General features: G+C 34.0%; 19 protein-coding genes. 9 read left to right on the top strand and 10 right to left on the bottom strand.

Translation table 11 applies throughout. The features are described from left to right. Positions 1–18 precede the first annotated feature (18 nt). The 3 genes from ACFQ39_RS14150 to ACFQ39_RS14140 are packed head-to-tail and all read left to right on the top strand — an operon-like array spanning position 19 to position 3518. The gene (locus ACFQ39_RS14150; RefSeq protein WP_377180125.1) at positions 19–837 is read left to right on the top strand and encodes a mechanosensitive ion channel family protein; all 819 of its coding nucleotides are present in this window, start codon (positions 19–21) and stop codon (positions 835–837) included. A gap of 36 nt (positions 838–873) precedes the next feature. Next, complete coding sequence (locus tag ACFQ39_RS14145; RefSeq protein ID WP_377180123.1) at positions 874–2799, top strand: CocE/NonD family hydrolase; 1926 nt, start codon at positions 874–876, stop codon at positions 2797–2799. Positions 2800–2801: 2 nt separating this feature from the next. Continuing rightward, positions 2802–3518 (top strand): class I SAM-dependent methyltransferase, encoded by a 717-nt coding sequence (locus ACFQ39_RS14140; RefSeq protein ID WP_377180121.1) that lies wholly within the window; start codon positions 2802–2804, stop codon positions 3516–3518. 123 nt (positions 3519–3641) lie between these two features. Here the strand turns inward: ACFQ39_RS14140 and ACFQ39_RS14135 are convergent, their stop codons facing one another. Next, the gene (locus ACFQ39_RS14135) at positions 3642–4841 is read right to left on the bottom strand and encodes an MFS transporter (RefSeq protein WP_377180119.1); all 1200 of its coding nucleotides are present in this window, start codon (positions 4839–4841) and stop codon (positions 3642–3644) included. Positions 4842–4938: 97 nt separating this feature from the next. Between ACFQ39_RS14135 and ACFQ39_RS14130 the strand changes: the two genes are divergently transcribed. After that, complete coding sequence (locus tag ACFQ39_RS14130) at positions 4939–5532, top strand: DUF1684 domain-containing protein (RefSeq protein WP_377180117.1); 594 nt, start codon at positions 4939–4941, stop codon at positions 5530–5532. Here ACFQ39_RS14130 and crcB read toward each other — a convergent pair whose 3' ends face one another. Genes crcB through ACFQ39_RS14115 form a run of 3 tightly spaced genes read right to left on the bottom strand, consistent with a single transcriptional unit; the run spans position 5533 to position 7562 of the window. Further along, a complete protein-coding gene (gene crcB / locus ACFQ39_RS14125; protein ID WP_377180115.1) occupies positions 5533–5904 on the bottom strand; it encodes a fluoride efflux transporter CrcB in 372 nt (123 codons plus the stop codon). After that, the gene (locus ACFQ39_RS14120; protein ID WP_377180113.1) at positions 5905–7008 is read right to left on the bottom strand and encodes a BT_3928 family protein; all 1104 of its coding nucleotides are present in this window, start codon (positions 7006–7008) and stop codon (positions 5905–5907) included. An 8-nt stretch (positions 7009–7016) separates the two neighbouring features. Further along, positions 7017–7562, bottom strand: coding sequence for a DUF1599 domain-containing protein (locus tag ACFQ39_RS14115; protein ID WP_377180111.1), 546 nt, complete (start codon positions 7560–7562; stop codon positions 7017–7019). A gap of 147 nt (positions 7563–7709) precedes the next feature. Here ACFQ39_RS14115 and folP point away from each other — a divergent pair, with 147 nt between their 5' ends. The 3 genes from folP to ACFQ39_RS14100 are packed head-to-tail and all read left to right on the top strand — an operon-like array spanning position 7710 to position 9975. Then, positions 7710–8537 (top strand): dihydropteroate synthase, encoded by an 828-nt coding sequence (folP, locus tag ACFQ39_RS14110; protein WP_377180108.1) that lies wholly within the window; start codon positions 7710–7712, stop codon positions 8535–8537. Next, positions 8530–9159 (top strand): hypothetical protein, encoded by a 630-nt coding sequence (locus ACFQ39_RS14105; protein WP_377180106.1) that lies wholly within the window; start codon positions 8530–8532, stop codon positions 9157–9159. The genes folP and ACFQ39_RS14105 overlap by 8 nt, the downstream gene beginning before the upstream one ends. A 27-nt stretch (positions 9160–9186) precedes the next feature. Next, positions 9187–9975, top strand: a complete 789-nt coding sequence (locus ACFQ39_RS14100) for a diadenylate cyclase (RefSeq protein ID WP_377180104.1) — start codon at positions 9187–9189, stop codon at positions 9973–9975. Here ACFQ39_RS14100 and ACFQ39_RS14095 read toward each other — a convergent pair. Both ACFQ39_RS14095 and truA read right to left on the bottom strand, forming a co-directional pair. After that, the gene (locus tag ACFQ39_RS14095; RefSeq protein ID WP_377180102.1) at positions 9972–11747 is read right to left on the bottom strand and encodes an ABC transporter ATP-binding protein; all 1776 of its coding nucleotides are present in this window, start codon (positions 11745–11747) and stop codon (positions 9972–9974) included. The two genes, ACFQ39_RS14100 and ACFQ39_RS14095, sit on opposite strands and share 4 nt — an antisense overlap. Further along, a complete protein-coding gene (gene truA / locus ACFQ39_RS14090) occupies positions 11734–12495 on the bottom strand; it encodes a tRNA pseudouridine(38-40) synthase TruA (protein ID WP_377180100.1) in 762 nt (253 codons plus the stop codon). The genes ACFQ39_RS14095 and truA overlap by 14 nt, the downstream gene beginning before the upstream one ends. A 56-nt stretch (positions 12496–12551) precedes the next feature. Here truA and ACFQ39_RS14085 point away from each other — a divergent pair, with 56 nt between their 5' ends. Next, positions 12552–13046, top strand: coding sequence for a metallophosphoesterase family protein (locus ACFQ39_RS14085; protein WP_377180098.1), 495 nt, complete (start codon positions 12552–12554; stop codon positions 13044–13046). Here ACFQ39_RS14085 and ACFQ39_RS14080 read toward each other — a convergent pair. From ACFQ39_RS14080 to ACFQ39_RS14065, 4 genes are all read right to left on the bottom strand, one after another. After that, positions 13029–14879 (bottom strand): tetratricopeptide repeat-containing sensor histidine kinase, encoded by a 1851-nt coding sequence (locus tag ACFQ39_RS14080; RefSeq protein ID WP_377180096.1) that lies wholly within the window; start codon positions 14877–14879, stop codon positions 13029–13031. The two genes, ACFQ39_RS14085 and ACFQ39_RS14080, sit on opposite strands and share 18 nt — an antisense overlap. Continuing rightward, complete coding sequence (locus ACFQ39_RS14075; RefSeq protein WP_377180094.1) at positions 14866–15525, bottom strand: response regulator; 660 nt, start codon at positions 15523–15525, stop codon at positions 14866–14868. Before ACFQ39_RS14075 ends, ACFQ39_RS14080 begins: the two co-directional genes overlap by 14 nt. Positions 15526–15609: 84 nt before the next feature. Next, positions 15610–16023, bottom strand: a complete 414-nt coding sequence (locus ACFQ39_RS14070) for a hypothetical protein (protein ID WP_377180092.1) — start codon at positions 16021–16023, stop codon at positions 15610–15612. 1048 nt (positions 16024–17071) lie between these two features. Further along, a complete protein-coding gene (locus ACFQ39_RS14065) occupies positions 17072–17503 on the bottom strand; it encodes a DUF4293 domain-containing protein (RefSeq protein WP_377180090.1) in 432 nt (143 codons plus the stop codon). A 209-nt stretch (positions 17504–17712) separates the two neighbouring features. Between ACFQ39_RS14065 and rho the strand changes: the two genes are divergently transcribed. Next, a complete protein-coding gene (gene rho / locus ACFQ39_RS14060) occupies positions 17713–19386 on the top strand; it encodes a transcription termination factor Rho (protein WP_377180499.1) in 1674 nt (557 codons plus the stop codon). Positions 19387–19450 lie beyond the last annotated feature (64 nt).

The following is a 19450-nucleotide window of genomic DNA, read 5'->3' as shown; positions in this document are numbered from 1 at the left end:
CTAAACCAATTTCTCACGATGGACAAACTTTATGAATTCCTGAATATCGCCATAGAAAAACTCATTTTTTTTATACCTAAACTGGTTCTGGCAGGAATTATCATTTGGATTGGCCTTAAAATCATTGCCAAATTAACAGAGATGTTGAGATTAGTTCTCGAAAAAGCAGATTTTTCTCCAACCATCTCTCCGTTCATTGTTTCGGTTCTGAATGTTCTACTCAAAATTGGTTTATTGTTTATCGTAGCAGCTATCATTGGAGCAGATCTAACTGGTTTTATTGCCATTTTGGCTGCGGCAGGATTTGCCATAGGTATGGCCTTGCAAGGCAGTTTAGGAAATTTCGCTTCAGGAATTTTGGTACTATCATTTAAGCCATACAAAGTGAACGACTGGATAAAAATTGAAGATAATTTTGGCAGGGTAGATGAAATTGGCATCTTTAATACAAAAATTATCACACGTGATTTCAATACACTCATTGTGCCTAATTCAAAAGTTACTGATTCGATACTTACAAACTATTCTGAAATAGGTACAAGAAGAGTAGCTGTTACCATTCCCATTCCATATACAGAAAGTTTTCCGAGAGTTAAGGAGCTTTTATTGGAGGCGATAAAAGAAATTCCGACCGTCTTAAAAGACCCTGAACCCCTCATAGAAATTGAAAATTTCGATACACACAATGTCATGATTGCCATCAGGCCCTATGCTGAACCCGATAATTATTGGGAAACTGTTCGCGAAACCTATGCAACCGTGAAAAGGGTCTTTCATGAAAACAATATAAAAATTGCTTATGTTGAGGGTTATCAGTTAGGCGAAATTGGTGAGTAGGTTAAATAAATTATCCCAAATATAAAACCATTATTTATGCTTAGAAAAGTACTTTCAATTCTCCTTGTTTTTCTTTCATTGTTCTTTGTCAATTGTACGAAAACCGAAAAAAAATCAGCCACAGAAACTATAAATTTTGTTCAAGAAAACTACACAAAAAAGGAAGTAACTATTACCATGCGGGACGGGGTTAAACTATTTACTTCCATTTATTCCCCTAAAGACAAAACAAAAACTTATCCCATTTTAATGCAAAGAACACCTTATAGCTGTAAGCCCTATGGATTGGATCAGTTTAAAGATAAAATCGGGCCCAATGAGCATTTGATGAAAGATGGCTACATTGTTGTATATCAAGATGTAAGGGGTAGATGGATGAGTGAAGGTATTTATGACAATATGAGAGCCTATATTCCTAACAAAAAAAGTGAAAAAGACATAGATGAGAGCAGCGACACCTATGACACCATTGATTGGTTGGTGAAGAATGTGAAAAATAACAATGGTAAAGTGGGGATTTGGGGTATTTCTTATCCCGGATTTTATTCGACATATGCCACCTTGGATGCCCACCCCGCATTGGTTGCCGCTTCTCCACAGGCTTGTATTGGAGATTTCTTTTTTGATGATTTTCACCATAATGGAGCGTATTTGTTGAGTTATTTTAGAGCGACATCACTTTTTGGTACGATCAAAGACACGCCAACAGATTCCGCATGGTACAGTATGCCCGATCTAAAGACCAAAGACCAATATCAATTCTTTTTAGATGCCGGTCCTTTAAAAAATTTAAACCACTTTTTTCAATATGAAACACCAGATCAAGCTGCTATTCAAGGGAAAGAAAAAATAGATGATATTTTTTGGAAAGAACTCACAGAACATCCAAATTACGATAGCCTTTGGCAGAGCAAGGGTATAATTCAACATTTAAAGAATATCAAACCACACGTAGCTACAATGGTGGTTGGAGGTTTGTTCGATGCTGAAGATCTTTACGGACCTCTTGAAACATATAAAACCATAGAGGCAAATAACCCAGATAATTATAATACATTGGTTTTTGGCCCCTGGGATCATGGGGGTTGGTCTAGAACTAATGTCGACAATAAAGTAGGTAATTATTATTTTGGCGATTCTATCTCATTGAATTTTCAAAAGCATATAGAAGCTAAATTTTTTGATCATTTTTTGAAAGGCACGGGTTCAAAGGAAACCGGTCTTCCCGAGGCATATGTATTTGATTCCGGGAAGAAAGTTTGGCGTAATTTTACCTCCTGGCCTCCCACAAATATTTCTGAAAAGCGTTTTTATTTAAATGAAAAGAATGAATTATCAGAAAATAAGCCTGCGTTAAAAGAAGTTAAATTTTACAGTGATCTCACAAAACCTGTCCCTTATTCAGAAGACATAAAAACCGTATTTACACCCAGAAAATATATGACGGATGATCAAAGATTTGCTGCGAGAAGACCTGATGTTCTGATTTATGAGACCGATGTATTGTCGGATGACTTTACCATTATCGGTGATATAACAGCAGATCTAAATGTAGCTACTACAGGTACAGATGCTGATTGGGTCGTAAAAATAATTGATGTCCACCCACCAGACGCAGAAGATTATGAAGGAATGCAAGACCATTTAAAAATGAGTAATTATCATTTAATGGTGCGCAGTGAGGTAATGAGGGGTAAATTTAGAGATAGTTTTTCTCAGCCAAAACCTTTTGTTCCAAATCAGACCACAGAAGTGCACATCAAGCTCCAAGACGTATATCATACTTTTAAAAAAGGGCATAAGCTTCAAATTCAAGTGCAAAGTACTTGGTTTCCCCTTATCGATCTCAATCCGCAAACGTTTGTAGAGAATATTTTTCAGGCAGATGAAAATGATTTTGTGAACCAGACACACACTGTTTTTACATCGAGCTCAATTAGATTTAATGTTTTAAATGAATAGTCTTGACAAAAAAGAATAGTCCTGACATCATGGGTTCGGCCATGCTAGATTTTTATAGAGGACGGCACAAAGAAGATATCATTACCTATTCATCTATTTCCGGAGAAGATGTATTGCCCCTGGCACATTTATTTCGAAGCTTTGACCAAATGCCTCTTTTAGAGCAAACCGCTTTGTCTTTTGCCAAGGGAAAAATTCTTGATATTGGCTGTGGAGCCGGGATTCATTCGCTTTACCTACAACAAAAAGGTTTTGATGTACATGCCATTGATACATCTAAAGGTGCTATAGAAGTATGCAAATTACGCGGCATAAAAAAGGCTGATCAATGCGATATTTATTCATTAAAAAAAGTAAAATACGACACCATTTATGCTTTGATGAATGGCATTGGGATTTGCGGTAAAATATCAAAACTCACCAACTTTCTCATTCATTTGAAATCATTGCTCAAAGAAAATGGGCAGATCATTACAGATTCATCCGATTTAAAATACATGGTTGAAAATGAAAATTATTTCCTCGAAAAAAGCAATCATTACTACGGTGAGGTCGAATTTGAAATGTTTTACAAATTAGAACAAGGAAGACCTTTTGATTGGCTGTATGTAGATTTTGATACTTTACAAGAGCATGCCCGTAAGGCAGGGCTTTCCTGTACGATGCTAAAAAAAGGCAAACATTATGATTATCTGGCTAAATTGACAGCTAAGAAATAATCATTAACTTTATGCTTTAAAATTGATGATTATGAAACAATGCGAATGTACTTGTGAAGCCTGTAAAAATGGAAATTGTCGAGATTGCACTTGTTCAAATTGTACCTGTGAAAATTGTACCTGCTAATTTTTCAAAGCCAACTGATCGAGTCTTTTGACTATTAAAAATAGAACCATGGCGATGAATAACAGTCCTGCCATCACCATCCATGTTGTTCTAAACTCAAACTTTTCTGTCAATTGCATGCCTATATTCGGACCTAAAATATGAGCAACAGAAAAACTCATGCTGTAAAGCGCCATGTATGCGCCTTTGTTTCCTCTTTGTGCTCTCTGTAAGGCATATGTGTTGGAAAATGGAAAGTTTAAGATTTCTCCTAAGGTCATCAAAACTATCCCCAAAACAGGAATTCCTATCCAAAAAGGAAAATTCATCACTAAAAAACTCAGTAGTAAAAGCAAAGTTCCGAGAATCGTCATGTTCATCATATCTGTTTTTTTAACGACCAGGTGATGAATGATAGGCATTTCAATCAAAAAAATAATTAAGCCATTTAATGCCAATATAGATCCTATTTGTTTTTCAGAAAGATTGTACTCCTCATGAAAGTATAAGGGTACAGTAGCAAAATATTGCATAAAACAAAATCCGATCAAAAACATCCCTAACCAAAATAAAAGATAGGGTTTGTCGCGATAAGGTGATTGATTTATACGTTGAGGTAACTCTTCTATTGGAGCTGTTTTTTTTGGTTTCAACAATTTGAGCAAAAGGACTCCTGCAATAATACAAGTCAATCCATCTGCCCAAAACAATCCCTTGTACCCGATTGCCACAATAATTAAACCTCCCAGTGCCGGACCCAATGAAAAACCCAAGTTAATGGCCAGACGGATCAAGGTTACCGAACGAGTTCTATTTTCTTCTCTACTATGTGTACTCAGTGCAACCCAAAGCGCAGGTCGAAAAACATCGGCGACTAAGGATAGTGCAAAAAAACCGATACAAACCGCCAATAAACTCTGAAAATACTGGAGAATTAAGAATACCAGACCACTCAATAATAAACTGCTGTACATCACTTTATAATAACCTATTTGATCAGACAGCTTACCCCCTAAATAAACTCCCAGCAATGATCCGAAACCAAAGCAGCTCATGATCCAGCCAACCTGGCTTAAAGAAAAGCCGAGATCCTTTGTGAGGTATAAAGACAGAAATGGTATTACCATGGCTCCTGCCCTATTCACAAATGTGATTAGTGCTAAGAACCAAACTTCTTTTGAGAAGCCTTTGTAAGGTGTAATTAGTTTGTCAAACATCTCGCAAAGATAGAAAAGAAACGTTCAGTTATTTAGTCACGATAGGATGGAATGATTGGATGATCAATAAATTATTATCTTTGATAAAATCATTGATATGAAAGCTTTTTTATTTTTATTTTTTGTTTGTATTTATACGATTCAAGCACAACAAAGTACCATCAAAGAGATAAAAAAATTTCAAAAAAAATTAAACGAAGAATTTAAAAATCCAACTGAGAGTCCGCTTACTAAAGAAGGTCTAGCAAACTTTACCGAACTCTCTTTTTTTCCAATTGACACAGCCTATGTAGTGAAGGCAAAAATTGAAAGAATTAAAGATGCTATACCCTTTAAGATGCAAACAACAACAGATAGACTTCCTATTTACGTTTTATTTGCCAAAGCACATTTTATCTTACATGGGAACAGCTACAGTTTAGAGATTTATCGAAACGAAAATTTGATGAATTCTGCCGTAGATAAAGATTATATTTTTCTTCCGTTTACCGACGAAACCAATGGAAAAACAACTTATCAAGGAGGGCGTTACATCGACTTAAAAGTGCCCAAAGGAGATGAATTAATTATTGATTTTAATAGAGCTTACAATCCTTATTGCGCCTACAATGGTAAGTTTTCTTGTCCAATTCCACCAAAACAAAACCATTTAAATACTTATATAGAAGCCGGGGTAAAAAAATACAAATAGTTACATTAATTTGGCGAGATAAATGCCAAAGAATACAGCTGAAATTCCCACAGCAAAGGTTAGTATTAAATAAGGTAGCATCGTAAAATAATCGTTTGCTTTAAAAAATAAATGGTTTTCATAAGCAAATGTGGAAAAAGTTGTAAATCCTCCACAAAACCCTGTGGCTATAAATAAAGTGTGATTTTCATTTAATGTACCGTATTTCGTTAAATAGCCAAAAAAAATACCAATCATTAAACTGCCTAATATATTTGCTAAAAAAGTGCCATATGGAATACCACTTTCGAGATTATTAAGTTTCAGACCGAGAAAATAGCGAAAAACACTTCCCAAGCCTCCACCCAAAAAAACGAGAAGAGCAGCCTTCATCTATCTTAATTTTATTTCGTTAAAATCTCTAAAATTCCACTTACCAATCACTGTACCCTTATTTAGTTCTACAATACCCGGGTTAGCGCGTATGATTGTTTTCAAAGTTGTTTCGTCGCAAAAAAGCAAGTCAAAATCCCAATGATAGGTTTCTTTCAATTTATTAAAATCTTCTTCGGTAGAAGCAGAAAATCCATAAACTACATAGCCTTTTTCCATGGCCTTATCGGTAAATTCCTTTACTTTCTTTAGTCCCCTTTTTTTAGACTTGTCTAAGTTATACATCACAACAAGAAGCAATTTTTCCTCTTTCAATAAATCCTCAGCAATATCTACGCCTTCCTTTTGCATGGTGAAATCATGTATGGGAGGTACATAACCTTCACTAATTAATTTTGTCTTTCTATCAACGAAGGTAGCGCCTTCAATATTCCATGGTTTATCTTCTGAAGTATATTCCTTTACCTCACCATTCACTTCGTACATCCAGGTATCTTCATATACCGCCTCTGGTGCTCCTTCAGGAATAGCCATCCCTTCTACAATACTATTTCCAATGGCATAAGGTCTGAAATCGATCATAGGCAAGTGTCTTAACACATGAAATATGATCCACATACAAATGAACAAAATTACTACGGCCATTCCGTTCACAAATGCCGGACTTAAGACAGATTGAATTTCAAACAACCTAAAAATAAGGTAGATAATAAGTATAATGAGTATAACATTCTTATAAAAAGTTTCCCAGGGTGTTAGGGTTACGGCATCTCCGAAACAACCACAATCTGTTACTTTATCAAAATAGGCAGAATACCATGTTAAAAATAAAAAGATAAGGGTAAGGGCAAATAAGCTCCAGACGGTAAATTTGGGAGCCACACCTAACAATAACATTACGCCGAGCATTAACTCTGCAAGAATTAACAAAACGGCCAAGGGTAATGTATAAGGAAGCAAGAATTCGAGATTCAATACATTTTCTGCAAAATAATCCTGAAACTTATACGCCGAACCTATAGGATCTACTAACTTAACAAAACCTGAAAAAACAAAAGTTATCCCAACTAGTATCCTAATAATTTGTGTGAGAATGTTTAACATGATGGGATCTAGGATTTATTTTCTGACAATAATATCAAAGCAAAAACAGCGTAATTTACCATATCTTGGTAATTCGCATCAATGCCCTCAGATGCAATTGTTTTTCCTTGGTTATTTTCTATTTGTTTTACGCGTAATAATTTTTGCAAGATCAGATCAGTTAATGAACTCAAGCGCATTTCTCGCCAAGCCTCACCATAGTCATGATTCTTATTTTCCATTAATGCTTTCGTCATTTTTACTTGTTCATCATATAATGTTAGAGAATCATCCAAACCTAAATCGGGTTGATCTACAACACCAATTTTGAGTTGAATCAAAGCCATCAAACTATAATTGATAATTCCTTTAAATTCTGACACCTCATCTTCTTCTACCTTTTTTATTCCAGACTCTTGTAATTGTCTAATTCTCTGCGCTTTGATAAATATTTGATCCGTTAAAGAAGGAAGTCGAAGAATCCTCCACGAACTACCATAGTCTTTCATTTTTTTGACAAATAATTCTCTGCACTCATTAATCACAGCATCGTACTGTTGGGATGTCTTTTCCATAAAGGGATCTCGTAAATTGAGGAATAATTCAAAAAACGAATTTATAAAAATTTAGGTAATTAACTATCTTAATCCCTATTTTTACCAACAAATCAAAAACCCGTCGATCAAATTTTCAAGCGTAGCACAAGTCAGAAATAAGAAACCATGTCAACCATCAATTGTAAAGGAAAACTAATCGATCTTTCTCAACCCAGAGTAATGGGAATTCTTAATTTAACGCCAGATTCATTCTATGATGGTGGAAAGTATTCTTCCGAAAAATCTATTCTAGAAAAAGTTGAAACAATGTTGTTAGAAGGTGCTACTTTTATAGATATTGGCGGTTATTCTTCAAGGCCCGGAGCCAAACATATCGAAGAAGAAGAAGAGTTGAAACGAGTGTTATCTGGTATAAACTTAGTGTTAAAACATTTTCCGGAAACGATCATTTCTATCGATACTTTTAGGGGATCTGTCGCGAAAAAAGCAATTGAGGCCGGAGCCGCTTTGGTGAATGATATTTCTGCCGGAAATCTGGATGAAAAGATGTTTAAAACTGTTGCCGAATTGCAGGTACCTTATATTATGATGCATATGCCGGGATCTCCCCAAACGATGCAAAAATTTACGCATTACGAAGACATCATTCAGGACATCATTCTATACTTCTCGAAAAAAATTGTCGAATTACGTGAATTGCAATTAAATGATTTGATTATAGACGTTGGTTTTGGCTTTGGAAAAACCCTAGAACAGAACTACTTACTTTTAAAGAAATTATCGGTGTTTAAAATCCTGGAAGTACCTATTCTGGCTGGTTTGTCGCGTAAATCTATGTTGTATAAAACAGTAGCTATCAATCAGGAAGAAGCTTTAAACGCTACGAGCATAGCCAATACTTTGGCACTTACAAATGGTGCCAATATTTTGCGTGTACACGATGTAAAAGAAGCTGTTGAATGCATTAAAATATTCGAAAAATACAATGCGTAGTTATTATTTAATTTTGTTATTACTTACCCTTTTGGCATGCAACCAGAAGACTGTTGAATTACCTAAATTATCTGTAAAAGGTACAACTGACTTATACAATACCTCACAGATTTGGTTTTTCCTTGAGTTGAACGGACCAGATACGATTGCCAAAGTGAACAGTAAAAATAAAATAACAAATACACATCTTATTTTCAATATTGATAAAAAACTTAGGCTCAAACACATTATCAATCCAATACAAGAAATTCAAGAAAAAGTAAATGCCAGCTCTGTTCATAAAATTGAGGGGATGCACCAATATTTTAGCTATGCCGATACCCTTCATCAAGAATTTTCTCTCTTTGATTTTACAGATACTATTTATATGCTAGATCAAGATTCAATTTCGGAGGCAAATCAAATATTATTGGTTTGCGGAAATGAAATTTTATATAGAGATCAAAAAATTACTTTGAACGAATTAACTAAGCTCAGTGTCGAAATAGGTAATGATACAAATGAAATTGAGTTAAGATTCTGTCAAAACACTTTATATGAAGATTATTTATTTGTCTTAACCACCTTAAAACAATGCAATGTACCGACTAGAAAAGGTCAGGTGATTATCTCAAAAGAATAATTATTACATTTACAAAAACAAGACAATTTGGAATTTTTCGATTTTTTAAACCTGCGATTTTTAGATATACTGGACATCGTCTTGGTGGCTGTACTCCTTTTTTATATCTACAGGCTTATTCGCGGTACAGCGGCATTCAATATTTTTTTAGGAATTGCCATGATCTACTTGATCTGGAAATTAACAGAAGCCCTTCAAATGGGGTTGTTGAGTGATATTTTAGGAAAATTTTTAGGTGGAGGTTTTATTGCATTGATCATTGTTTTTCAGCAAGAAATCAGAAAGTTTTTGTTAATGTTAGGCTCTACAAGTTTTGGATCTAAAAAAGGATTTTTAAAAAATCTCAAATTGTTTAAATCAGATTTTATTCAAACGGCCAATGAGGTAGATGAAATTGTATCATTTTGTGAAGAAATGTCTGCTGCAAGAATAGGTGTGTTGATTGTTTTTGGAAAGAGTAACAGTTTAGATTTTGTAAAAGTAACCGGAGATCCACAACAAATTTTGGTAAACAAACCTATCTTAAAAAGCATTTTTTACAAAAACAGTCCGTTACACGATGGTGCCGTTATTATTGAGGAGAATATGATTACAGCGACCCGTGTAATTTTACCTATCGAAAACTCGGCAGACATCCCTTCTCATTTTGGTTTACGCCATAGAGCTGCATTGGGAATAACCAATAGAACAGATGCTATCGCTTTGATTGTTTCTGAGGAAACCGGTCAGATATCGTATGTGAATAACGGAGTTTTTGTGCTCTTCGAAGATGCCGAAGATCTAGCTGAAATCATTAAAGAAGATCTTACTTATTAACTCGCTTCTTTCTGCAAAAACTGAATGTTGTACAATTTACTATAATAACCCCCTTTTTCGAGTAATTCTGCATGTGTGCCTTGTTCTACAATCAGACCTTTGTCCATCACAACAATTTTATCGGCTTTTTTAATGGTTGCCAATCTATGTGCTATAACAATAGAAGTTCTGTTATTGGTGATTTTTTCTGTAGCTTCTTGAATTAAAATTTCCGAATGAGAATCGATCGATGAGGTAGCTTCATCCAAAATCAAAATACTAGGATTACTTACTGATGCTCTTAAAAAAGCAATTAATTGCCTTTGTCCTGAGGAAAGCATCACACCGCGTTCTTTTACGTTATAATCATAATTGTTAGGCAAACTCATGATAAAATCATGGATACCAATTTCTTTAGCTGCTTTTATTACCTGCTCTCTGGAAATGTTTGGGTTTTTAAGAGTGATGTTATTGTAGATCGTATCTGAAAATAAAAAGACGGTCTGCAATACCACGGCAATATGCTCTCTCAATTCGTGTAATTTGTACTCATTTATAGGAATATCATCAATTTCAATGACACCTTTATTGACAGCATAAAACCGATTTAACAGATTAATAATCGTTGATTTACCCGCTCCGGTTGCCCCAACAATTGCGACGGTTTCACCGGGTAGCACCTCAATATCAATTCCTTTTATCACTTCTTCATCTTTGATATAACTGAAGTGAAGATTCTTTATCGTGATCTTACCCTCAATATTTTCCTTTACAATTTTCCCTTCATCCCACTCTTCATCGTTATTTTCGAGTACATCAAAAACTCTATCAGCAGCTACCATACCCATTTGCAAAGAAGTAAATTTATCTGCGATCTGTCTTAGTGGACGAAATAACATAGTGATCATCATAATAAAACTGATAATGGCACCGGGTTTTATGGAACTATCCGAAATAGCTTGCAAACCGCCATACCAAACAATCAATCCGGTAGCAATAGAAGGCAATACTTCAGCAACAGGAAAAAAAATGGAGTTGTACCAAACTGTTTTTATCCATGCCTTTTTATGCTTATTATTAATTTCTTTAAACTTTTCATATTCAATCTTTTCTCTTGTAAACAATTGAATGATAGCCATACCCGTTAATCGCTCTTGTACAAAAGTATTCAAATTAGCCACTTGGGCCCTTACATCTTGAAAAGCAAATTTCATTGCTTTTTGAAACAATCTTGTGGCGTAAATTAGTATGGGTAAAAGTGCAAAAACAATCAAAGCCAATTTCCAATTGATATAAACCATTACACCGGCTATAACAAACATTTTTAATAAATCGCTGATGATGGTAAAAAGTCCCTGACTAAAAATACTCTCTATGGTTTCAATATCAGAAACAACTCTCGTAACTAACTTACCTACTGGCTGTTTGTTAAAAAAGCTCATTTTGAATTTTACTAGATCATCAAAAAGTTTGACTCTGATGTCATTCACTACATTTTGTCCGAGCCAATTTGCGTAGAAAATAAACAGAAACTGAAAAATAACTTCGCCAAGCAAAACAGCAAACATGATCAATGAAAAATTGAGTAACATTTCCCAGTTTTTATCGGCCAAATAAACATCTATTATTTTTTGAATCAAGAGTGGGTTTACAGCCCCGAGAATAGCCAAGAGCAGAACAGAGATAACCGAAATGGCAAATTCCAGTTTATATTTTTTGGCAAAGGCCATTATTTTTTTAAACACCTGATAATCGAATATTTTACCAGATATTTTTTCTTTAGACTTCTCCATTTGTTGTATAACTATTAAAAGGATACACAATTTTAGTCAAAAAAAGACCATGCGCCTTTACTGATGCTCCTGCTCTACTTCTATCTCCGCTCCTGATTATATTTTCTAAATCCTCCAATGCTAATTTATTTTGTCCGATATCCAACAAGGTTCCAACAATTGCTCTAACCATATTTCTTAAGAATCGATTTGCGGAGATTTGAAAAACAAGCAAGTCGCCTTTTTGTAACCAAAATGCTTCAGAAATATCGCAATCAAATGTTTTTACATCTGTTCTGGATCGAGAAAAACATTTAAAATCAGTATAATTTAATAACGTTTTAGCAGCTTTATTCATCAAAGATACGTCTAAATTCTTAAAAGGAAATTGAAGTAATGTATCCTGATGAAAAGGATCTTTTGTCAACGAAATCCGGTATTGGTACGTTCTTGAAAGCGCACTAAATCTGGCGTGGACATCATTTTCGGTTATAAAAATGGATTTAATGGCAACATCAAGAGGCAAGAAAACATTCAACCTATACTTTAAATCAACCAAATCCATCGGGCTATCAAAATCAAAATGCGCAAAAAACTGTTCGGCATGCACTCCGCTATCCGTTCTTCCGCAGCCAACGACAGAAATTCTATTTTTCAGTAAAATAGTGAGTGCGTATTCTAAAATTTCCTGAACACTTAGCGCATTTGGTTGACTTTGCCAACCGTGATATTTGGTTCCGTTAAAAGAAAACTCAATAAAATATCTCAAAAGCTGTATTTTTATTTGCTGGACAAAGATAAGTTTAATTGTATAATTTAGTCGAATTGAAGATACTACTCCTTTCAGATACCCATGCTTATATAGACGATAAAATTTTGAAATATTGCGCTATGGCGGATGAAGTTTGGCATGCCGGAGATATTGGAAACAGGATTGTTACTGATAGAATAAAAGAAATCAAACCTTTAAGAGCTGTTTATGGGAATATAGATGACAAAGATCTGAGAGCGGAATATCCCATAGATCAAATTTTTACTGTGGAAGGTGTAAAAGTTTGGATGACACATATTGCGGGTTATCCAAAAAGATACAGTGAACGAGTTAAGAAACTACTTAAAGAGATCCAACCCAAATTGATGATTTGTGGTCATTCTCATATCCTAAAAGTACAATTTGATCAAGAAAACAAAATGCTACATATGAATCCTGGGGCGTGCGGAATTTCAGGGTTTCATCAAGTGAGAACTTTATTGCGGTTCGACATAGAAAAAGGAGATATAAAAAATCTTGAGGTCATAGAACTAGGTAAAAGAATCTGAAGTCGATTTTGCAAAAATGGGCACAGAAATAAAGATACTTGTTCCTTCTCCTTTTTTTGTATTGATATTAAAAACGCCATTCATATATTTTAGCCTGGCTTCAATATGACTCAATCCAAGCCCATCCTTTGTTCTTGCTTTTTTTAGATCGAAGCCTTCGCCATCATCAATAATTTGAATGACCAGGGTATTTCCATTTCTTTCTGATAGACTGATGGAGGCATTTTTTGCCTCACTGTGTTTGATAATATTATTGACCAATTCTTCTATAATATTATAAATTTTGATTTCAAATTTTTGATTATAGCGTTTGATTCCATGGTCATCACTTATAAATTCTAATTCTGAATTAGAGTATTTCTGACATAAATCATGAACCGCATATGCTAAACCGAATTTCATCAAGACAGATGAAATCAATTGATGTGAAAGATCTCTAATTTTTACAGCAGCTTCATCAATTATGCCTTGTGCTTTGGTAATTTCGACTGGCACAGTTCCTTTCATATGAGGTTTAGAAGCCTGCAAGTGTAAATTGGCCGAGGATAATAAAGCACTTACACTGTCATGAAGTATTTCTGCAATTTTCCTTCTTTCTTTTTCTTTGGCATCAATGGTTGCGTTAATCACCCTTGATTGGGTTTCGTATTGCAATTGATCAATCTTATTTTGTTGTTTTAATTTGTAGTTTTTATAAAAAATGATTCCTAATATAATAGAAATTAACGTTAAAAAAGCCAACCCATAAAACAGGATTCTTGCTCTTAAAGCTTTATTCTTTTCAATCTCTGTTTCGTGCTCTTGTCTTTCTACATTGTACTTGGCTTCCACCTCAGCAAGGGTTTCAGACAAATTACTATTATTTATTTTATCATTCAAAACATAACTTCTTCGAAGATAGTTGTATGCCTCATCAAAATTACCTAGAGAGTCATACGCAATTGCCAAATTATCATAAATGGTTCTTCTTATTAATTCCGTTTCATAGGTCGTATCGTTCCTCAAAGTTGTTATAGCTACATCATAATTTTTAATGGCTTCTTTAAAATCACCCTGAAAGTGATACAGATTAGCCAAATTTGCTGTTAGCATTGCCACACCAACAGTGTCATTCACTTTCTCCTTAATTTCTAAGGCTTCACGTGCATATCCTTTTGCTAAATCATAATTATCTTCAACTTGTGCAATAACGCCCAAGTTATTAAATGCGTTAGATATTCGATTTTCAGTATTGGTATTAACAGGATAATAAATAACACGCTTAAAATAATATTTCGCACTGTCTAAATTGCTCTTTTTATAGTAAAAACTCCCCATCCTATTAAGGGCAATTAAAAACCCTATAGTATCTCGTTTTACCAAAGGGATATTTAAAACAATCTTATTAAATTGAATTGCTTTATCGATATTATCTGAATTCGCAAATACCTTCGTTAAGAAGTTTAAATAATCGATATATATTTTCTCATTATTATAATTGCTTAATTTTTCAATGTTTCGTAAACAAAGTTCAACAGCCTTTTCTTCTTTATTACTTAAATACAGTACCTGAGCATAACGAAAATCTACTTCGTATTTTTTGACTTCACTATTTCTAAAGGAAAAAGTATTTTCTAAATTGCTAATAGTAGATAAAGCTCTATCATATTGACCAATTTCTATTAAGGAATCTATTACGATTAATTTTTTATCAATATATCGAACCGAAGCTGATTCTTCCTGCGCAAAGATTTGTAATTGGAAAATGAAAATTGAAACACAAAGAATTCGATAGAATGCTAAATGAAAGGTACTAGAAGGTGAATAACTAAAACGAGTCTTATATAACTTCATTTTTTAGGGCAAATATAGCTAGACCAACACTATTTTTTACTTTTAATTTTTTCATTAAATTTTTACGGTGGGTCTCTACGGTGCTTTCACTAATGTGCAACTCTTCTGCAATTTCTCTGGTACTGTATTGCTGGGCAACAAACTTAAGGATCTCTTTTTCTCGTTTGGTCAGGGAGGTCATTAACACGCCATCCTGACTACCCTTGTCCTTTACCGGCCTGTTGAGTAAAGCTTGCATCATTTTTTCTTTGATATCGTCTGTGTAATATTGCTCATCATTGGCAACCTTATTGATCGCGTTAACAATGTGTTCACCGGCAGATTTTTTCGGCACAAAACCCTGGGCTCCGATTTGAAGCACCTCCTTTACCAACTTCACATCATCGTAGCTGGAAAGCACAATAATTTTGGGTTTAACGGATTTTGTTTCTAATACTTTCAACACCTCAATTCCGTCTAATTCAGGCATATTGATATCCAGAATCAATACATCCGCATCGCTTTTTTCAAACCAATCCAATACTTCCTGACCGTTTAAAGAATAGCCAACAACTTCAATATTTTCTTCAAAATTTAATACGGCAATGATTCCATCTATCAAAATTTGATGGTCATCGGCAATGTGGACGGTAATTGTTTGATTCATAATTTTATCGAGTTAGGGCAATAAAAAAATCCGAGTCTGTGTTTGCCCCGGATTTATTCTAACGTAAAATTTTTGAAATTATTGTTATTCCCAAATAATAATACCCCTTGGTCTTTTATCTGGTTCTGCTGCAACTGATAAACCTTCGATAGTAGCTACATCATAATTTCTTTCATAAATATTATTGAAAGCTGTTTCTACTTTTCCATTCACTGGTTCTAGGTCTAAAGTAACCGTTTTTGCTACATCAGATCTACCGTTCTCTAATAAGAAGATCTCGTTAGATTCTCCGATCAAAGCATTGGTAACAATAACGTTCTGATCTACTGAAAAAGTCACAGAAAATTGTCCGTCATTATTTTCAATTACGGCAGGTGATTTTAAAAGTGTTCCATCAATGTCATCTAGAACAGTAGTTGTTTTTCCGGCAAAGTTCACCGTGAATGATGCTAGGATAAGGGCCATGGCACCAACAATCATAAATGTAAATTTTCTCATAATAAATAAATTTAAAGTTGAATGTAAAATTGATTAACATCAGTAAAACTGACTAACCAAATATACTAGCTACAAACAATGATGTCAATAGCGGAAAACAGTATATTAAAGCCTACCCATTTACCATGAATTCTCTACCTAAAAACCACTAATTTATTCGGCTTAAAGGTAGAGAAAAAATAATCAAACATTCAAATTTATATTTATCTCATATGTGTGTTTTAGAACTTTAAAAATTATTAATCAAACAAAATTTGGTCATTATGTTTTTTTTAATTAATTTTACTTTCTATCTTTTAATAGTTTAAATATTTACATTATAGTTTAGAGAGAAGTTATTTGTAAGTTGAAACTATTTATCACTTCTCTCTATCTCCCTTTTTTCCTTTTTCCCCTTAAGAAATAACTTTCCAACAAGAAGGTTATTTCTTTTTTTATAAAAGAGTTAAATAGTAAGGAGAGAAGTTATTTGTAATTTAGCTAATCTTCGAAACTAGGTTCACTCCTCTCCTTTCTCCCCTGTATTTTTGACTCAGTTGAGTATATGTGTTGTTGGAAATTTCGCTTGAAGTCCTTTAAATTTTATAGTAAGGAGAGAAGCTATTTGTAATTTAGCTAATCTTCGAAACTAGGTTCACTTCTCTCCTTTCTCCCCTGTACTTTTTTCATTTATACTTTAAATGAAATGAATCTTTGAAAGAAATAAGCTTCTATAAAATTTGGATTCAAAATATTGTTCGTGGAATTCATAGCAATTTTTTCCAATGTAATTTTGAACTTTTTTTTGAGTTAGGAGAGATGCTTTAAACAAATTCATGTTTACATCTCTCCTCTCTCCCCCCTTTTTTTAATTCTCTATTGAGAATAATATTTTAATGATCGTATACTTATTAACTACATGACAAATATAGGCCCGACATATAAGTTACACAATAGAGGAAAAAAGGATTTTTAAAAATACCCGAAAACCGTTAGTTAAGTTTTTATCAAAAAAAAGCTACTTGATTTTACTCAAGTAGCTCACACACTATAACTAAGATGTTAAGAATTAACGCAACCTATCTACAGATTTTACAAGTCTTTCATCCTTTATAACGGCCTTGTTCGCCAATGATAGCAAAACAATGATCAATAAAGGTAGGAAAGCCCCAATACCCTTCTCTGTTGCCGAAGCTTCTCCAGGTAAAGCTAGTAATTGGTATACAATAATTCCTAATAAAAAAAAGTTGATCAAAATATTAACTCTCGTTAAAACGATTTGATTTTTTCGATTTGAATACAAAAAAACAGTGATGAGTGATAAAAGGGACGACAAAATAAAAAGTCCTCCAATTAAAACAAACCAACTATTTTCGCTTACCAACAATTCAGTTAATTTAAATTCAACACCATTATATATATATGTTGTTAGAATATAACTCAAAACTCCGCTACAAATTGCAGCCATTAGAAAATATAAAGTTTGAATTCTTTGAATCATTTTCGCTTTTAAAACGGCAAAAGTACATCAATCTTTTTAAGAAATAAATATTTTGTTTTAAATTTATTTCGTAATATTGCCACATCGAATCGAAAATTTTTGTAATTTACTTCATCTTACAATTTTTCTTTTACTATTATTATAATACTCAAACAAACTCCCCCTGGTAGTTCATTTCTCAATATATTATTTAACACCTTTTATTTATGATGTTTGAAATCGAAGAGCTCAAAGACAAAAAGCTTTTAGAATTACAAGAAATCGCTCAGAGTGTCGGGGTCCCGAAATTCCGACAATTAAAGAAAACTGATTTAGTTTATCAAATTCTAGACTTACAAGCGGCTAATCCGCAACCCCTTAAAAAAGAGGAATCCATCAAGCCAAAATCGAAAAGGAAAAGAATCCTCGGTTCTGAAGAAAAAGTACCTTATCAGAATAAAGTTTCAGAGCCAAAAGTTGAATATGAGCCAAAAGTTGAATTAGAAATAAAGGAAGAAAAGAATTCTGCTCCGATGAATGAGCCTAATAAACCTGTTGCAAAGGAGTTCGTTCGTCATCAAAAAAGACAAGGAGTTTCAGAAAAAAAATCTTCTGAACCTTCTTCAGAAAAAACTGAAAACAAACCAGTGAGCCACAGAGAATCTCAAAATTCCAATCAGGCCGACAACAGAGAACCAAAGCACCAGCACCACAATAAAGATCAGAAACAAAAAAAGCAGAATCAAGATTATAAAAGTCGAAATAAATACCGCGATCCTGATTTTGAATTCGATGGTATCATAGAAAGTGAAGGGGTTCTAGAAATTATGCCAGACGGTTATGGTTTTTTGAGATCTTCAGATTATAATTACTTATCATCTCCTGATGATATTTATGTATCCCAGTCACAAATTAAATTATTTGGTTTAAAAACAGGCGATACTGTTCGAGGAAATGTCAGACCTCCAAAAGAGGGAGAAAAGTACTTTCCTTTGATTCGTGTATTTCTTATCAACGGATTAGATCCGAGTATAGTAAGAGACCGCGTTTCGTTTGAACACCTCACTCCTCTATTTCCTACCTCAAAATTTAATTTAGCGGAAAAAGGAAGTTCCAAATCAACCAGAATTATTGATCTTTTTTCTCCTATTGGAAAAGGACAAAGAGGTATGATTGTAGCTCAACCAAAAACAGGGAAAACAATATTATTGAAGGATATTGCCAATGCCATTGCAGCCAACCATCCTGAAGTGTATCAAATTATTTTGTTGATAGACGAACGTCCGGAAGAGGTAACTGATATGCAGCGAAATGTTAGAGGTGAAGTAGTAGCTTCCACTTTTGACGAATCTGCAGATAAGCATGTAAAGGTTGCCAATATTGTTCTTGAAAAAGCAAAAAGATTGGTAGAATGCGGACATGATGTTGTGATTTTGCTCGATTCTATTACGCGTTTGGCCAGGGCCTATAACACCGTAGCGCCTGCCTCAGGAAAAATATTATCTGGAGGTATTGATGCGAATGCTCTGCACAAGCCCAAAAGATTTTTTGGTGCTGCCAGAAATATAGAAAATGGAGGGTCTCTTTCTATCATAGCTACGGCATTGACCGATACAGGTTCAAAAATGGATGAGGTAATCTTTGAAGAATTCAAAGGAACCGGAAATATGGAACTTCAGTTAGACAGAAATATTTCTAACAGAAGAATCTTCCCTGCCATTGACCTCGTAAAATCGAGTACAAGACGAGATGATTTATTGCTTGACGAAAACACGATCCAACGCATGTGGATTTTGAGAAAATTCTTGGCAGATATGAACCCCATTGAAGCAATGGAATTCGTAAGTGAAAAGATAAAATACACCCAAAATAATGATGAGTTTTTGATGTCTATGAACGGCTAATCATTAATTAGTATTTTTATTTAATTGAAAGCCAGCAAAATAATTTGCTGGCTTTTTTTATTTT

It is taken from the genome of Namhaeicola litoreus, from assembly GCF_042679565.1.
In the GTDB taxonomy this organism is placed as follows: Bacteria; Bacteroidota; Bacteroidia; order Flavobacteriales; family Flavobacteriaceae; genus Namhaeicola; species Namhaeicola litoreus.
The sequence above is the reverse complement of the archived record's forward strand: the minus strand, read 5'-3'. Positions and strand labels throughout refer to the sequence as shown.

Bases quoted from the DNA above. Each gene is read 5' to 3' on its own strand.
- ACFQ39_RS14150 (WP_377180125.1), top strand. From the start codon at position 19: ATGGACAAACTTTATGAATTCCTGAATATCGCCATAGAAAAACTCATT.
- ACFQ39_RS14145 (WP_377180123.1), top strand. From the start codon at position 874: ATGCTTAGAAAAGTACTTTCAATTCTCCTTGTTTTTCTTTCATTGTTC.
- ACFQ39_RS14135 (WP_377180119.1), bottom strand. From the start codon at position 4,841: ATGTTTGACAAACTAATTACACCTTACAAAGGCTTCTCAAAAGAAGTT.
- ACFQ39_RS14130 (WP_377180117.1), top strand. From the start codon at position 4,939: ATGAAAGCTTTTTTATTTTTATTTTTTGTTTGTATTTATACGATTCAA.
- crcB (WP_377180115.1), bottom strand. From the start codon at position 5,904: ATGAAGGCTGCTCTTCTCGTTTTTTTGGGTGGAGGCTTGGGAAGTGTT.
- ACFQ39_RS14120 (WP_377180113.1), bottom strand. From the start codon at position 7,008: ATGTTAAACATTCTCACACAAATTATTAGGATACTAGTTGGGATAACT.
- ACFQ39_RS14115 (WP_377180111.1), bottom strand. From the start codon at position 7,562: ATGGAAAAGACATCCCAACAGTACGATGCTGTGATTAATGAGTGCAGA.
- folP (WP_377180108.1), top strand. From the start codon at position 7,710: ATGTCAACCATCAATTGTAAAGGAAAACTAATCGATCTTTCTCAACCC.
- ACFQ39_RS14105 (WP_377180106.1), top strand. From the start codon at position 8,530: ATGCGTAGTTATTATTTAATTTTGTTATTACTTACCCTTTTGGCATGC.
- ACFQ39_RS14095 (WP_377180102.1), bottom strand. From the start codon at position 11,747: ATGGAGAAGTCTAAAGAAAAAATATCTGGTAAAATATTCGATTATCAG.
- ACFQ39_RS14080 (WP_377180096.1), bottom strand. From the start codon at position 14,879: ATGAAGTTATATAAGACTCGTTTTAGTTATTCACCTTCTAGTACCTTT.
- ACFQ39_RS14075 (WP_377180094.1), bottom strand. From the start codon at position 15,525: ATGAATCAAACAATTACCGTCCACATTGCCGATGACCATCAAATTTTG.
- ACFQ39_RS14070 (WP_377180092.1), bottom strand. From the start codon at position 16,023: ATGAGAAAATTTACATTTATGATTGTTGGTGCCATGGCCCTTATCCTA.
- ACFQ39_RS14065 (WP_377180090.1), bottom strand. From the start codon at position 17,503: ATGATTCAAAGAATTCAAACTTTATATTTTCTAATGGCTGCAATTTGT.
- rho (WP_377180499.1), top strand. From the start codon at position 17,713: ATGTTTGAAATCGAAGAGCTCAAAGACAAAAAGCTTTTAGAATTACAA.